This window comes from Verrucomicrobiia bacterium, assembly GCA_019634625.1.
Lineage (GTDB): Bacteria > Verrucomicrobiota > Verrucomicrobiia > Limisphaerales > CAIMTB01 > CAIMTB01.
Map to the genome: position 1 here is coordinate 165,911 of JAHCBA010000006.1, position 14,088 is coordinate 179,998.

Here is a 14,088-nt window from a genome sequence, read left to right on the forward strand (position 1 = left end):
CCTGTCTTGCAGAAAAATGCGGCCCTGCCGTGGACGGGGTCACGTGGAGGGTCCTGGGTCCCGCCGAACCCGGGCCGCAGCCAATGGGAACGGGAGGGGAGATGGCGTGGTGGCGGAGCGAGGACGAGGGGCGCACCTGGCGGCCTGCGCGAAGGGTGACCTCGGACAGCGCGTTCAACCACGCGTATGCGCGCCGGCCCTTGCACGTCCGCGAGCCGTTCGTCGGCTTCTGGGCCGACGGGGACCCGCGGACGTTCGGGCCTTCCCGGCTGTACTTCACCGATGGCCGGGGCGAGCGGGTATGGCGGCTGCCCGATCCGATGTCCGACGAACGCCAGGTGCCGGAGCGGTGGCCGCCGGGCCGGTGACGATTCCGTTGCAGGGGCGGTGTCGGGTGGGACACCGTCGCGCTGTGAACTGGAAGAAGCGTTGTCGCGGCACCCTGGCGTGGGCGGTTCCTGGCGGACTGGCGGCGTGTCTCCTGACGGGGGTGCTGACCGGCGGTTGCCTGGCCGGAAGGAACGGCGTCCCGGCATTGGAGGAAGCGGTCAGTGTCAAGCCCGGCATCAACCGTGAGTTCCTGAACCCGGACTTGCAGGTGGCGAACTGGGTCCAGCGGTTCGAGGTCGAGAGTCGGGAGGTTTTCGCGCACCGGCATGGATTGACCCATGCGCTGGGTTTGCGGCCGGGGGACTGCGTGGCCGACATCGGGGCGGGGACGGGGTTGTTCGTGCCGCTCTTTGCCGAGGCGGTGGGGCCGCAGGGGCATGTGTACGCCGTGGAGATTGCGCCCGCCTTTGTGGAAGGGATCCTGAACCGGGCGCGGGAGGCGGGCCTGGCCAACGTGACGGCGGTGCTGGGTTCCGATCGCGACGTCGGGCTGGAGCCGGGATCGATCGACAAGGCGTTCATCTGCGACACCTACCATCATTTCGAGTACCCGTCGGAGACGATGGTCTCACTGCATCGTGCGCTGCGGCGCGGGGGCGAGGTGCTGGTGATCGACTTCCATCGGATCCCGGGTGTGAGTTCGGAGTGGACGCTCAACCACGTGCGCGCCGGGCAGGAGGTCTTCACTGCCGAGATCGAGGCGGCCGGATTTCGGAAGGTCGAGGAACTGCCGTTGCTGGAGGACAACTACGTGCTGCGGTTCCGGAAGGTGGGGCGCTGAGCCGTAGCCATGCAGCAAGGTCGGGCGTGCTGGCTTGATCCTTTCGGGCAAGAGCTTCGTCGTTCGCTCGTTCCGTATCCCGAGTCCGGGGTGGATGGCAGAATTGGCTTTGCGCCGGAGGCGGGGTTTGCCTCCCAATTCGGGGGTCCGATGAAAGACCTTGTGCCGCCTCCGCCTCCGCTGGTTCGCAATGTGCATGCGGAGGTCCGGGAATTGTTCAACCGCTACGTGGTGCCCAGCTACGGTCGTTTCGAGCTGGCGCTGGCGCGCGGTCAGGGGAGCCATGTGTGGGACGTGGGAGGGCGGCGTTACCTGGACATGGGCGGGGGCATCGCGGTGTGTTCGCTGGGGCATTGTCATCCGGCCATCACGGAGGCGCTGGTAGGGCAGTCCGGGCGGCTGATCCACGTCTCGAATCTGTACTACCACGAGCCGCAGGGACGGCTGGCGGAGCGGATTGTGCGGCACCTGGCGCCGGGGAAGGTGTTCTTCTCGAACTCCGGGGCGGAGGCGAACGAGGGGTTGTACAAACTGGCGCGGAAATTCGGGCACGAGGAGGGCCGGTTCGAGATCCTGACGGCGACCCATTCGTTCCATGGCCGGACCCTGGCGGGCATCGCGGCCACCGGGCAGGAGAAGGTGAAGCAGGGGTTCGGGCCGGCGGTGACGGGGTTCCGCCATGTGCCCTACAACGATCTCGACGCCGTGCGCGAGGCGTTGTCGCCGGCGACGGTGGCCATTCTCATCGAAGGGATCCAGGGCGAGGGCGGGATCACGCCGGCGGCACCGGAGTACCTGCTCGGACTGCGGCGGCTCTGTGATGAACGGCGGATGCTGCTGCTGATCGACGCGGTGCAGTGCGGGCATTTCCGGTCGGGCCGGTTTCAGAGTTTTCAACGGCTCCTTGAGGGGGTGCCCGGGGCCGAGGGGTTTGTGCCGGACGGTGTCTCGATGGCGAAGTCGCTCGGGGGCGGGTTTCCGATCGGGGCGTTCTGGGTGCGGGACCGGGCGCACGGCATGGCGCTGTGCGACGTGCTGGGCCCGGGGAGCCATGCGACGACGTTCGGGGGGACGCCGTTGGGCTGTGCGGTGGCGTTGAAGGTGTTCGAGGTCATCGAGCGCGAGGATCTCGCCGGGAACGTGCGGCAACTGGGCGACTGGATGCGGGCCGAACTTGAGGGACTGGTCGAGGCGTACCCGCATGTGGTGCGGTCGGCGCGGGGGGTGGGGTTCATGCTGGGCATCGAGTTTCAGCCGAAGGACGGGATTCCCGGAATGCGGGAGGGGGACCGTGCGGCGTCGCTTCAGGCGGTGCAGCGGTTGCAGGAGGCCGGGGTCCTGACGATTCCCAGCGGCACCCAGGTGGTGCGGCTGCTGCCGCCCTTGAATCTGGGCCGGGCGGAGGCGGAGGAGGCCATCGAGGCCATCGGGCGGTTGGTGCGGGACGTCGCGTGAACGGGCGGGACCGAGGGGAGCGGGCCATGCTGACCACCCTGCGCATCCGGAACCTGGCGCTGGTCGCGGATCTCACCCTCGAGTGGCGGTCCGGGTTCAACGCCATCACCGGCGAGACGGGTGCGGGGAAGTCGATTTTGATCGGGGCGTTGCAGTTGCTGCTGGGCGAGCGGGCGGACCGGACGTTGCTGCGGGCGGGGGCGGACAGTTGCACGGTCGAGGCGGTGCTGGAGGTGCGCGGGCTGCGGGCGCCGTTGGGGTCGTTCCTGGAGGAGAACGGGATCGAGCCCGTTGAAGACGGGCAGTTGCTGTTGAAGCGGACCTTCACGGCGGCCGGGGGAAACCGGCAGTTCGTCAATGGTTCGCCGACGTCCCTGCCGGTGCTGGTCCGGCTGGGGGAATGGCTGATCGACATCCACGGCTCGCACGATCACCAGTCGCTGTTCCAGCCGGCGCGCCAGCTCGAGCTGCTCGATGCCCATGCGGGGTTGGCGGGGGCGCGGGGCGATTTTGCCGCGCTGTGGGACGAGCGCGAGGCGGTGCGGGGGAAGATCCGGGAGCTGGTGGTGGACGAGGCGGCCTATGCGCGTCAGCTCGATCTGTTGCGGCACCAGGTGCAGGAGATCCGGGAGGCGGAGCTTGGGCCCGGGGACGGCGAGGAGCTGGAGCGCGAGCATGACCGGGTGCGGAACGCCGCGCGACTGGGTGAACTGGCACAGGGGGCACTGGCGCTGGTGGACGACGGGGACGATTCGCTGGTGACCCGTGGTGGGCAACTGGGCCGGCTGGTTCAGGAACTGGCCCGGATCGATCCCGGGGCCTCGGGTCTGGCCGAGCGACAGGGGCTGGCCATGGAAACGCTTCAGGAACTGCGGAGCGGGCTGGCGGATTATCTCGAGCGGATCGACCTGGATCCCCTCCGCGTCCGGGCCATCGAGGAGCGTCTCGACCGGGTGCAGGGATTGCGGCGCAAGTACGGCGCGACGATCGAGGCGGTCCTTGAATTCGGGGAGCGGGCCCGGGAGGAACTCGAACGGCTGGAAGGGCGCGACGAGGAACTGGCCCGGCTCCGGGCCGGGACGGAACGGCTCGATGCGGCCCTGCGCCGGTCGGGGCAGGCGCTCACCCGGGCGCGACTGGCGGCGATCCCGAAGTTGTCGAAGGCGGTGGCGCGTGAACTGCGCGACCTCGGGTTCCGCCGGAGCGAGTTCACCGTGGAACGGCGGGGTCTCGAGGCGCCGCAACGGTCCGGATTCGATGCCGTCGAGTTCCAGCTGGCGCCGAATCCCGGGGAACCGATGCGTCCGTTGCGGGCCATTGCGTCCTCGGGCGAACTCGCCCGGGTGATGCTTGCGCTCAAGACGGTGCTGGCCGCCCAGGACGACGTGCCGGTGCTGATCTTCGATGAGGTGGATGCCAACGTCGGGGGCGAGACGGCCCACGCGGTGGGGCGCAAGATGCGGCAGCTCGGGCGGCAACGTCAGGTGCTCTGCATCACCCATCTGGCGCCGGTGGCGGCGGCGTGCGACGCGCATTTCGTGGTGAGCAAATCCGACCGGGGCGGCCGGACCGTCACCGAGATCCGGACGGTCGAGGGGGAGGACCGGATTGGCGAGGTGGCGCGCATGCTGGGGGGCGATGCGGCGGCCCGGCGTCATGCGGCGGCGCTGGTCAACGGCGATGGAGGCGTTTGATCTGGTGCGGTTGCGCGCGGACGCCTGGGGGATGCGTTCCCGGGAATACGGGGAGGTGTGTCATCCGGGCATCGGGCCCCGGGCGGAGGCGGAGGCGCTTTATGTTCACGGACTCCGCCTTCCTGAACGGTGGCTGGCGCAGCCCGCGGGGGAACCGTTCGTGGTGTGGGATGTCGGGTTGGGGGGCGGGGCGAATGCGCTGGCCGTTCTCAATGCCGCCGGGGCGTGGCCGGTGACGCTTCGGATGGTGAGCTTCGACCGTTCGATCGAGGGCTTTGACTTCGCGCTCCGGCACGCCGGGGAACTGGGATACTTCGGGTCCCTCCTCGAACCCGCGCGGGCATGGATGTCCGAACCCGGTGTCGAACTGCGGCATGGGCGGGCACGGATCCAATGGGACCGGGTGCTGGGCGATTTTTCGACCCTGCTGGCGGAGGCCGATGCCTGGCCGGCGCCTCACGCCATTCTGTTCGATCCGCATTCCCCGGCGGCCAACCCGGAGATGTGGACGTTGCCGGTGTTCGAGGGGCTGGCGGCGCGGTGCGATCCGGCCCGGCCCTGCACGCTGGCGACCTATTCCCGGGCGACGGCCGTCCGGGCCGCGCTGCTGCTGGCGGGATTCCGGGTGGGGATGGGTGCGGCGACCGGCACCAAGGAGGAGACCACCGTGGCGGGCACAACGGGATCGCGGGTGGATGGGTTGCTGGGGCGGCGCTGGCTCGAGAGGGCGGAGCGATCGACGAAGGCCGAGCCGTGGCGGCTTCCGCCGTACCGGGACCTGCCGTTGCAGCCGGAGACCCGGGAACGGCTGCTGGCCCATACCCAGTTTGCGGAGCTCACACCCGGATCACCGGATTCTCCAGGGTCCCGATCCCGCTGATGCGGATCCGGACGCGGTCGCCTTCCTCGAGGGTGAAGGTGTCGGGAGGGACGATGCCGGTGCCGGTGAGGAGGATGGCGCCGCGGGGAAAGCGCTGGCTTCGGAAGAGCCAGTCGGCCAGTTCGCCGAACGACCGTTTCATGCGGCTGACCGAGGTGATGCCGGAGAAGGCGGGGGCGCCGGCCCGTTCGATGTCGATCTGGATCTCCCAGGTGCGGGCGTCGGCCTCGGCCGCCCCAACGACGATCCAGGGGCCCAGGGTGCAGGAGCGGTCGTAGGTCTTGGCCTGCGGGAGGTACAGGAGGTTTTCGCCCTCGATGTCGCGGGAACTCATGTCGTTGCCGACGGTGTACCCGGCCAGTTCGCCGCGGGAATTGAGGACCAGCGCGAGTTCGGGTTCGGGGACATTCCAACGGGCGTCGCGGCGGATGCCGACCGGGTCTCCGGGATGGACCACCTTTTCCGGCAGCGACTTGAAGAAGATCTCCGGTCGGGGCGCCTCGTACACGCGATCGTAGGCGCGGGCGCTGAAGTCGCTCTCCTCCATGCGGGCGGTCTTGCTGCGGAGATAGGTCACGCCCGCGGCCCAGACTTCCTGACCCTCGACCGGCGCCAGCAGGCGGACTCCGGCGAGGGGCAGACGGGGCAGGGTGCGACGGGTCAGTTCGGTCAGGCGCGCCACCAGCGATGGCGCCTCGATGAGATCGGTCATCGAGGTCACGCCCGAGGCGGTGAGGTCAATGACGGCCTGGTCCACGACGACCCCGACGCGCGGGCCGTCCGAGCCGGTTTCAAATCGGCAAAGGTGCATGCGGAGGAAGAGCCTCGCCGCAGGGCGGCGGTAAACCAAGTCCGGGATGCGAGGGCTGAAGCCTGAGGCCTGAGGCCTGAAGCCTGAAGTCTGAAACCTGAAACCTGAAGCCTGAAACCTGAAGCCTGAAACCTGAAACCTGAGGCCTGAGGCCTGAGGTCCAGTTTCCGTACGGAATGGGAGGTCCGGGCAGGATCGAACCCATCGGGCCAATCCTGAGGCGGCGATCGAAAGGGTGTGTCTGCGGGTTCGAGTCCGAGTCCCCACGAGGGGTGGCTTGCCAGACGGCGGTCGAGGTGGTGCGCTGGAGGCATGCACCTTCCCCGACCGTTCCTTGCAGGGCTGGATCGACGACGCTGGCTGATGGCGGTGGGCGGGTTGACAGGGGCCGCGGTGTTGTCGCGATCGAGCCTGGCGGAGGCGGGGACGTCCGGGCTGCGGACGATTTCCTACAACGTGCTGGCCTGCCGGGGGTATCCCGAGACCGACGCGAACCGCGAGCGGTTGGTAGGCGCACGGGACCGGATGGTCGAGCGGTTTGCGATCGAGTTGGCGGTGTACAACGCGGACGTGGTCACCTTCCAGGAATCCCCTTCCGAGGCGATGGTCGCGTCCATCGCCAAGGCCATGGGCCGGCATTACACGTACTTCCCTGGCGGATTCCCAGGTGCGGTGATTTCGCGGTTCGAGATTGTGGAGTCGGAGAACTGTCCGCTGGTCGAGGGGCCGCGTCCGCCGGACTTGTTCACGAGGCACTGGGGCAGGGCGGTGCTGCGGATGGGCGGGGAACGGTTGACGGTGTACAGCGCCCATCTGCACCCCAGCAATGTGGAGGTGCGGGCAAGGGAGGTCGGACTGGCGCTCGAACGGATGGCGGCGGACATCGCGGGCCCGGACCCGATGCTGTTCCAGGGGGACTTGAACCATCGTCCCGACGGACCCGAGATGGCGCGGTGGCGGGAAGCGGGGTTGGTCGATGCGGTGACGCGCTCCGGGGATGCTTCCGAACTCACGTTTCCAAGCACGGTCCCGGTCCAGTGCATCGACTACATCTGGTCGAACGCGGCGCTGGCCCGGCGGTTGTCGGGGGCGCGGGTTCTGTTCGAGGGGGCGTTCCGGACCAACCCGGCGGACGAGCGATCCTTCGCGCTGAGCGATCATCTGCCGGTCCTGGCGGATTATCGGGGGTGAAGTGAATCGCGAATGGCGAAGGGCGAATCGGGCCGGTGCATCCCGGAGTTGTGGGTGAGGAGGCAGCGAGTCCTCAATCCATGGCACCACTCCACTGCGGCCTCGTGGAACTCGGCCCTCCGAGACGACGCTTCGCGAAATCTGCACCTCTCTCCACAACTTCGGGATGCACGTGCATCGGGCAGCGCGAGGGGGTGCCGCGGTGGGGGCGGGGCGGGCGTTCAGGCGGTCTGGTTCGCCAGTCGATAGACCGTGCCGTCCATGCAGGGCACCAGGACGTTGCCGGAGGGATCGATGGCGGGACGACCCTGGATGGCGCGGGGGGCAAGGAAGCGCCGGTGAAGGCTGCCATCGCTTCGGATCTCGTTCAGGCGTCCGAGAGGGTCGCCCAGAATCCACCGGTCGTCGCCCGGGCAAACACCGCCGGCCAGCAGGTAGTCGCACTCCAGGGACACGCTGAATCGGATGCCGCCGTCCGGATCGATGCGGTGAACGTGTCCGGCGAGATCCGCGACGACAAGGTGGCCGCCGGGAAGCAGGCCGGGCGGGGCATGGACGGCGGCGGGGAGATCGCGTGTCCAGCGGACCCGATCGGCGTCGAGGTCCCAGGCCAACAGCCGGGCGGTGGCGCCCAGAGGAAGGACTCCGTACGCGACGGACCTTCCCTCGTCGAGGAGGGGGCCGGCGGTCAGCCGCCCGGGAGTCGCGCCCTGAGGAGGGTCCGGTTCCAGATGGAGCACCTCCTCGTCTCCGCCCGGATGCCGGCGCACCCATTCCACGCCGCGTTCGGGAACGGCACGGAGAAAGAAGACGACGTCGCGGGCGTCGGCGGCGGGAGCGGCGCGCGGGAAGGCCCCGGCATTCCAGTCGGTGACGGGTTCTCCGTCGGCGGCGTTGAGGAGCCATCCGCGCCCCCCCCAACTGCTGAACAGCACCGCCTTCGATCCGGGCAGGAAGAGCGGGTCGGCGAGGATGCGGGGATCGGTGTGGCTGGGGAGGGAGCGGCGCCAGGCGAGGGTTCCGCGGGCGGTGTCGAGGGCCGCCACGGTTCCGTCGTGCGTGCCGACGAACAGGCGTTCATCGGTCGGATCGAGGACCGGCGAGGCGGAGATCGCGGCGTTGAGGCGGGTGGTCCACCGATGCTCCCCCGTCGCCGAGTGGGACTGCACGCTTCCGGAAAGGTCCGCGACATAGGAACGGCCGGCGTGGTCGAACACGGGCGAGGCTTGAACGGGTCCGGCGGCCCGGAACCAGGACGTCGGGTCGGCGAGTGTCCCGGCGGGGCCGTCGAACAGGGCACGCCGGGCAGGGTCGCCGCCGGCCGTTCTCCAGACGGCCCGGGGGTGTCCGACCGGACCGGGCGGACCGGGCGGTTTCGGTTCAGGAGCCGACACGCTGGTAGGTGGGTTGGAAGGGGAAACGGGCGGTGTCCAGGGGCACGCCGACGATCTCGAGTTGTGCGGGGCGGTTTTCGCCCAGGCCCCGGCGCCGCGCCAGGGCGAGGTGATTGGTGCCATTGACGAACGGGAGCGACCGGTCCGGGGCGTCCGGGTTGAAGCCCATGACGCATGCGGCGACGGCGTCGGTGCAGACCGGGTTGAGTCCGGCGAGGAGCAGTCCGGGTCGGGTGGGCGAGACCATGCCGCCGTTCCACCAGCCTTCGGCGGACTGGATGGTGCTGATACCGTCGATGACTACCGCGGCGATGGGAAAGGCCGCTGCGAGATCGACGATGAAGCGGGGGACGTTATGGCCGTGGTCGCCTTCGACGGACCGACCGGTGAAGGCATCGACGGAGGTCAGCGGCCGGCGCGAACAGCGGTGCATGGCATCGCTGCGATACCCGATGGCGTCCTCCGAAGGTTCGGCGAGGAGATCATCGCCGTAGAGGCTGCTGGGCGGGATTCCGAAGAGGTTCTTCATTCCGCCGGTGATACCGCCCGAGACGTGGCTTTTCAGCTTGGCCAGGGAGATCAGGACGTCGGTGTCCACGTAGGCGCGATGGACCTCCCATGCGGTGGCCAGTTCGCCGTGAGGCACCCGCACCTGCGCGTAGTCCGGGTGGGTCCCCCGGTTCCGTGTGTTCTCGAAGCGCGCCCGTCCCTGCATGACCGCATTGAACGCGGCGAGGTGGAGACCGTAGCCGGCGAAGGCTTCCTCGGCGGAGGTTCGGAACGGCAACTGATCGCAGAAGACAACGCGCCGGGCCCCGGCCCGGACCAGAAGACTTCCGAGGGCCAGGGCCACCACAGGATGAACGGTCACGGTGAGCCAGAGGGGAATGCCGTCGAGGTGGGCCTGGGAGGTGTTGACGAGGTTGAGCTTCACCGTCACGTGGCGGCGCCGGACGAGGCGCTCGAGACCGCCCAGGTCGTCGAACATGGCGCCCAGCGTCCGGGCCACCTGTTCCACCTCGTATTGGCGACAGAGGCCGATGGCTGTGGGCGAGCGTGGCGGACGCGGGGAGGTGCCAGGGGCCGGTTCGGACCCGGAGGCCGAACGGGCCAGCAATGCCGGGGGAACGGCGGCGGCCAGGACCGCATTCCTGAGAAAGTCGCGCCGGGAAAGGGTTCGCCCGGGGCAGCGAGGCGGGCGCGGGTTGGAAGCGACGGGGGCGTGCATGGTGCCGACTCCGAATCGTCCCGAGCCAACGCCCGCGGCGCGGCGCTGTCAATGCCCCGGGGATCGCGCCTGGGTCGCCGGTGCATCCGGGAGTTGTGCGTGAGGCGGCTGCGAATCGGAGGGACGAGCTCCGTGAGTCCTCAACCCAACGCCCCACACCGTTGCGGCCTTGTCGCGCCTTACCATCCGGCCTTTTCCGCGACGACAGGGCCCCTTCCAGGTTTCGGACAGGCTCCTAGATGTAATACATCTTCGCCTTGGCACTGTCGTCGTCGGCGAGTTGCTGGAAGGTAATGCGGTCGAGGGCGGCTTCGACGTCGGAGCGGACACGGTTCCAGGCCTGTTGCAGTTCGGGGGGACACTGGGGATCGCGCATGGCGGGGGTGTCGAAGGCCTGCCCGTGGACGCAGCGGACGATGTCGCCGAGGGTGATTTCGGAGGGGGGACGGGCGAGTTGGTAGCCGCCGGCCTTGCCGCGCTGGCTGCGGACGATGTTGCGGGCCTTCAGTTCGAGGAGGATCTGAACGAGGTAGTTGGGCGGGATGCCGTTGTCGCGGGCCAGGGCATCAATGGGAACGGGCGCCCCGGAGGCCGCATGGCGGGCGAGTCCCAGAACCGCGCGGGCGGCGTAGTCGCTCTTCACCGACAGCTTCATGGGGGCGAGCGTAGGGGGCGGTCGGGGAATTGCGAGGAAGGGGCGGGCGGGGCGGGGCGGGAGCGGGCCACCTGGATGCCGGCGAGCAGGATGGCGCCGCCGAGAAGCTGGGCGATGCCGAGGCGTTCCCCGAGCAGCATCCAGGCGGCCAGGGTGGCCACGAGGGGTTGCAGCAGCAGGACCAGCGAGGAGAGGCTGGCGGGAAGGTGGGCGAATCCGTAGGTGATGAGGCCCTGTCCGAAGACCTGGGCTGTGAGGGCAAGTCCGAGCAGCACCAGCCAGCCGCGGGGGGAGGCGGGCAGCATGGTTTCGCCGAGCGACCAGGCGATGATGCCGAGGAGCGGGGCGCTGACGAGCGAACTCCAGAAGAGGACCCGTCCGGCGGCGGTGTCGCGGCGGAGCCGGGCGACGCAGAGCTGATAGCCTCCGTAGAAGAGCGCCGTGGCAAGGCCCCAGAGATCGCCGCGGAGCCGGTTGGGATCCGTCTGGAGGCTGGCCCCGGTGAGGCACCAGGCGCCCAGCAGGGCGAGAATCATTCCGGCAGTGAACCGGCGTCCGACGCGTTCCCGGAGGAAGATCCAGGCGCCGAGGGTGACGAAGATGGGGGCGAGATTGGCGAGGAGGGTCGAGTTGGCCACGGAGGTGTAACGGATCGAGAGGTGCCAGGCCGCCATGTCGATGGCGAAAAAGGCTCCGGCGGCGAAGGCCCACCCGGGTCGGCGCGGATTCGAGTGTCGGGTCGCGGCGGGGCGGGAACGTTCGCGGGCCGCCCACAGGACCAGGAGCGGAAGCGCCAGGGCGACCCGGTGAAAGGCGGTGGCAATGGGCCCAACCTCGCTCCATCGAACCCAGATCGGAGCGAACCCGATGCACACGGCGCCGCCGATCAGCGCCGCCCAGCCGCGAACGTCAGTCTGCATGGTGGGAGGTCAGGCCGGACGATGAATTCCCGAAGGCGCCAGCGCAGACGGTGAACCGTCTTCTTCGCAGGTCATTTCGCCCTGCCCATCGCCGGGTCCAATTCGGGGGAGGCAGGCTGGAGCCGGGCGAGGACTTGTTCGCCGGTGAGGCCTGCGACGCGGACAACCTTGCGCCGTGCGGTGGCTCCCTTCATGAGGGCGAGGTCACCGCGGCGACGGCCAAGGGCCTCTGCGAGGAGGTGCAGGACGGCCTCGTTGGCGGCGGCGTCCACCGGTGGGGCGGTGACCCATACGGCGAGAGCGTCGCCCTCGGGCGGACCGATGCGATTGCGGCTGGCCCGCGGGCGGACGCGCAGGATCAGGTCCACTCCGTGGGCGGTTTCACGGATGCAGGGAGGCGGGACGGACATGCGGAAGGGAGTGGGAGAAGGTCGCGGCGTGGGTCAGGGAGGCGGAGTGCCGGTCTTTGGGCGGCAGAAGGCGACGAGGGGCCAGACGATCACGATGCCGAAGAGGTAGGATCCGGCGAGGTCGCTTGGCCAGTGGGCACCCAGGGCAATTCGGGCGCTGGCGCCGAGGACGAGCAGGACGATGGCGGCCCCGGGAAGGAGCCATTGCCATGGGCGTGGGGCGCACACGGCGGCCAGGGCGCCGAGAAAGCCGAAGGTGCCCGCATAGATGACGCCGAAGGTGGAGGGGTAGCAGAATCCCCGGGCACTGCCTGCGACGTGGATGAGATCCGGGGTGGGGCGCGGGCGGGCCACGACGGGTTTGAGCACGGCATCGAGCGACCAGAGGATGGCGAAGGCCACCAGGGCCGACGCGGCCCCGCGCCACCCGGCGAGGCGAAAGGCGACGGCCATGCTCAGCGCGACCCAGAGGAAGAACCAGGGGTTCCGGGCGGTGTTCGTGAGGGCATTCGCCCAGGCCGGGTTGGGGCCGGTCAGGGCCTGAAGCCCGAGGGTCAGGGGGACGTCGCCCGGGAAGCGGGGCCAGACCGAGGCGGCAACGGTCCAGAGGAGGGCGAGGAGGGCGAGGAAGGTCCAGGCGACCCAACGCGTCCGGTCGGGGAAGGGGTTCACGCGCGAAAACGCCGGAAGCGGCCGGTGGGGAAATGGCGGCCGGGGCAGAGGGTATGCTCGCCCTTGAGTTCGCGATGGACGAGGACGCGCGGGGTGCCGGCGAGGAGGGTGCGCTGGAGGTAACCGACGAGTTCGAGGCTGGCGGCGACCTGTTTGTCCGTGGGCCGGGTTCGCTCGAAGTCGCCGACCAGGCAGATGCCGACGGAATTGTCGTTGAGGGCGAGGCTGCGGACATGGCCGCCGTTGAGCTGGCGGGTCCAGCGGGGGCCGACCTCGATCTGGCCGTCGGTCGAATCGGTGCCGTTACCGATGATGAAGTGGTAGGCCAGGCCGTTTTCCATGCGGCGCCGTTCGCGATGGAACCGGTCGAAGATTTCGGCGTTGCCTCCGGCGGTGGCGCTGTGGTGGAGGATGATGTGTTTCCAGCGGGTGCGATGGAGGTTGCCGACGGCGATGCGGGAGCGGACGGAGGCGAGGAGGGGATACTCGCTTTCGGCGCGAAGCCGCAGGCGCTGGCCGGGCCGGATGTGGTCGGTGGTGATGCCGTTGAGGGTGCGGAGACGGCTGAGGGGGACCCCATGCTGAACGGCAATGCCGGAGAGCGTGTCGCCGGGTCGGACGACGTAGGTGTCGGGCTGGGCGGCGGCGGTGGCGGGGAGAGAACCGGGACCGCCGGGAAGATGAATCGCCGCGGCGACGGCGAAGGCGAGGCGCCCGAGGAAGCCGCGACGCGAGAAGGCCAGGCGTCCGGGAGGCAGTCCGGGGTGAGGCGGTTTCCGGTTCGGTGGGTAGTTCAACGTGCTTGTCGATGATGGAAGCCCGGAGGGACGGTGCGGTACGTCACCCTGTCGAGCCCGTGTTTGGGGGTGCTGGCGGAGCGAACGCCGCACCGACCCGCCGGGTTGCGATCCCGGCGTCCCCGTTTGCACCACAAACCCCTCCCCTGACGTCAAGTTCAATCCGGATCGATTCGGGCACGGAAGAAGGAGGGCCCGGCGTGGACGGCCTCGATCCGGGTGGTGTGCCGGCCGTCCGGCCCCAACGTCACGCGGTCCGAAAGGCTCCAGGAATTCAGGTCCGTGGACGACTCGATGCGATAGCGGGCACCGGGTGAGCCGGTGAGTTCGAGGGTGACGACGGGGCCGGGTTCGGGCCCATTGATCTGGAGGGTTGGGGGCGTGACGGCGGTGATCCGGTGACGTTCCAGGGCGCGAGCGGCGTTCAGGCGCCCGCCGGTGCGGACCTTGCCCTCGAGCGAGGGATGGCGATCGACGGTGTCGAGGACCCCTTCGATGAGTTCGGAGTAGGAGCAGGTGGGGCATTCCGCGGCGAGCAGGGCGAGCGTGCCGGCGACGTGGGGGGCGGCCATCGAGGCGCCGCTGGCGAGGCGGTAGGATGCGTCACTGGCGCTCCAGGTCGAATGGATGAGTTCGCCGGGGGCGGCGAGATCCACGGAGCGGAGTCCATAGCTCGAACTGGCGGCGAGGCCGCCCGAGCGGGTGGAGGAGGCGACGGCCACGACGTTCGCGGCATCGAAGGCGGCGGGATACAGCGGGTTGCGGTCGAGGTCGGCCGATTCGTTGCCGGCGGCGGCGACGAGGATCATG

At 69.4% G+C, this 14,088-nt stretch carries 14 protein-coding genes; 6 read left to right on the forward strand and 8 right to left on the reverse strand.

The window, feature by feature from the left end:
* Positions 1-83 precede the first annotated feature (83 nt).
* From KF833_05645 to KF833_05665, 5 genes are all read left to right on the forward strand, one after another.
* Complete coding sequence (locus KF833_05645) at positions 84-368, forward strand: hypothetical protein (protein MBX3744774.1); 285 nt, start codon at positions 84-86, stop codon at positions 366-368.
* Positions 302-1,171, forward strand: a complete 870-nt coding sequence (locus tag KF833_05650; GenBank protein ID MBX3744775.1) for a methyltransferase domain-containing protein — start codon at positions 302-304, stop codon at positions 1,169-1,171. Before KF833_05645 ends, KF833_05650 begins: the two co-directional genes overlap by 67 nt.
* Positions 1,172-1,321: 150 nt before the next feature.
* Positions 1,322-2,626, forward strand: a complete 1,305-nt coding sequence (locus tag KF833_05655) for an acetylornithine transaminase (protein MBX3744776.1) — start codon at positions 1,322-1,324, stop codon at positions 2,624-2,626.
* Between the two features lie 26 nt (positions 2,627-2,652).
* Complete coding sequence (gene recN, locus KF833_05660; protein MBX3744777.1) at positions 2,653-4,320, forward strand: DNA repair protein RecN; 1,668 nt, start codon at positions 2,653-2,655, stop codon at positions 4,318-4,320.
* Complete coding sequence (locus tag KF833_05665; protein MBX3744778.1) at positions 4,307-5,200, forward strand: methyltransferase; 894 nt, start codon at positions 4,307-4,309, stop codon at positions 5,198-5,200. Before recN ends, KF833_05665 begins: the two co-directional genes overlap by 14 nt.
* Here KF833_05665 and KF833_05670 read toward each other — a convergent pair.
* On the reverse strand, positions 5,157-6,011 hold the full coding sequence (locus tag KF833_05670) for a fumarylacetoacetate hydrolase family protein (GenBank protein MBX3744779.1): 855 nt from the start codon (positions 6,009-6,011) through the stop codon (positions 5,157-5,159). The two genes, KF833_05665 and KF833_05670, sit on opposite strands and share 44 nt — an antisense overlap.
* A 312-nt stretch (positions 6,012-6,323) precedes the next feature.
* Between KF833_05670 and KF833_05675 the strand changes: the two genes are divergently transcribed.
* Entirely contained in the window at positions 6,324-7,202 is an 879-nt protein-coding gene (locus KF833_05675; protein ID MBX3744780.1) for an endonuclease/exonuclease/phosphatase family protein, read from the forward strand.
* Between the two features lie 221 nt (positions 7,203-7,423).
* On the opposite strand, the gene KF833_05680 is transcribed toward KF833_05675, so the two are convergent.
* From KF833_05680 to KF833_05710, 7 genes are all read right to left on the reverse strand, one after another.
* Entirely contained in the window at positions 7,424-8,596 is a 1,173-nt protein-coding gene (locus tag KF833_05680; GenBank protein ID MBX3744781.1) for a PQQ-binding-like beta-propeller repeat protein, read from the reverse strand.
* On the reverse strand, positions 8,583-9,824 hold the full coding sequence (locus tag KF833_05685) for a DUF362 domain-containing protein (GenBank protein MBX3744782.1): 1,242 nt from the start codon (positions 9,822-9,824) through the stop codon (positions 8,583-8,585). Before KF833_05685 ends, KF833_05680 begins: the two co-directional genes overlap by 14 nt.
* Before the next feature lie 235 nt (positions 9,825-10,059).
* Entirely contained in the window at positions 10,060-10,479 is a 420-nt protein-coding gene (locus tag KF833_05690; protein MBX3744783.1) for an Rrf2 family transcriptional regulator, read from the reverse strand.
* Complete coding sequence (locus KF833_05695; protein MBX3744784.1) at positions 10,476-11,399, reverse strand: DMT family transporter; 924 nt, start codon at positions 11,397-11,399, stop codon at positions 10,476-10,478. Before KF833_05695 ends, KF833_05690 begins: the two co-directional genes overlap by 4 nt.
* Before the next feature lie 71 nt (positions 11,400-11,470).
* On the reverse strand, positions 11,471-11,809 hold the full coding sequence (locus tag KF833_05700) for a DUF167 domain-containing protein (protein MBX3744785.1): 339 nt from the start codon (positions 11,807-11,809) through the stop codon (positions 11,471-11,473).
* A 33-nt stretch (positions 11,810-11,842) separates the two neighbouring features.
* The gene (locus KF833_05705) at positions 11,843-12,481 is read right to left on the reverse strand and encodes a hypothetical protein (protein MBX3744786.1); all 639 of its coding nucleotides are present in this window, start codon (positions 12,479-12,481) and stop codon (positions 11,843-11,845) included.
* Positions 12,478-13,803: an N-acetylmuramoyl-L-alanine amidase gene (locus KF833_05710; GenBank protein MBX3744787.1), complete on the reverse strand. Its 1,326-nt coding sequence runs from the start codon at positions 13,801-13,803 to the stop codon at positions 12,478-12,480. The genes KF833_05705 and KF833_05710 overlap by 4 nt, the downstream gene beginning before the upstream one ends.
* Positions 13,804-14,088 lie beyond the last annotated feature (285 nt).

Bases quoted from the DNA above. Each gene is read 5' to 3' on its own strand.
- KF833_05645 (MBX3744774.1), top strand. From the start codon at position 84: ATGGGAACGGGAGGGGAGATGGCGTGGTGGCGGAGCGAGGACGAGGGG.
- KF833_05650 (MBX3744775.1), top strand. From the start codon at position 302: ATGGCGGCTGCCCGATCCGATGTCCGACGAACGCCAGGTGCCGGAGCG.
- KF833_05655 (MBX3744776.1), top strand. From the start codon at position 1,322: ATGAAAGACCTTGTGCCGCCTCCGCCTCCGCTGGTTCGCAATGTGCAT.
- recN (MBX3744777.1), top strand. From the start codon at position 2,653: ATGCTGACCACCCTGCGCATCCGGAACCTGGCGCTGGTCGCGGATCTC.
- KF833_05665 (MBX3744778.1), top strand. From the start codon at position 4,307: ATGGAGGCGTTTGATCTGGTGCGGTTGCGCGCGGACGCCTGGGGGATG.
- KF833_05670 (MBX3744779.1), bottom strand. From the start codon at position 6,011: ATGCACCTTTGCCGATTTGAAACCGGCTCGGACGGCCCGCGCGTCGGG.
- KF833_05675 (MBX3744780.1), top strand. From the start codon at position 6,324: ATGCACCTTCCCCGACCGTTCCTTGCAGGGCTGGATCGACGACGCTGG.
- KF833_05685 (MBX3744782.1), bottom strand. From the start codon at position 9,824: ATGCACGCCCCCGTCGCTTCCAACCCGCGCCCGCCTCGCTGCCCCGGG.
- KF833_05690 (MBX3744783.1), bottom strand. From the start codon at position 10,479: ATGAAGCTGTCGGTGAAGAGCGACTACGCCGCCCGCGCGGTTCTGGGA.
- KF833_05695 (MBX3744784.1), bottom strand. From the start codon at position 11,399: ATGCAGACTGACGTTCGCGGCTGGGCGGCGCTGATCGGCGGCGCCGTG.
- KF833_05700 (MBX3744785.1), bottom strand. From the start codon at position 11,809: ATGTCCGTCCCGCCTCCCTGCATCCGTGAAACCGCCCACGGAGTGGAC.
- KF833_05710 (MBX3744787.1), bottom strand. From the start codon at position 13,803: ATGCCCCACCTGCTCCTACTCCGAACTCATCGAAGGGGTCCTCGACAC.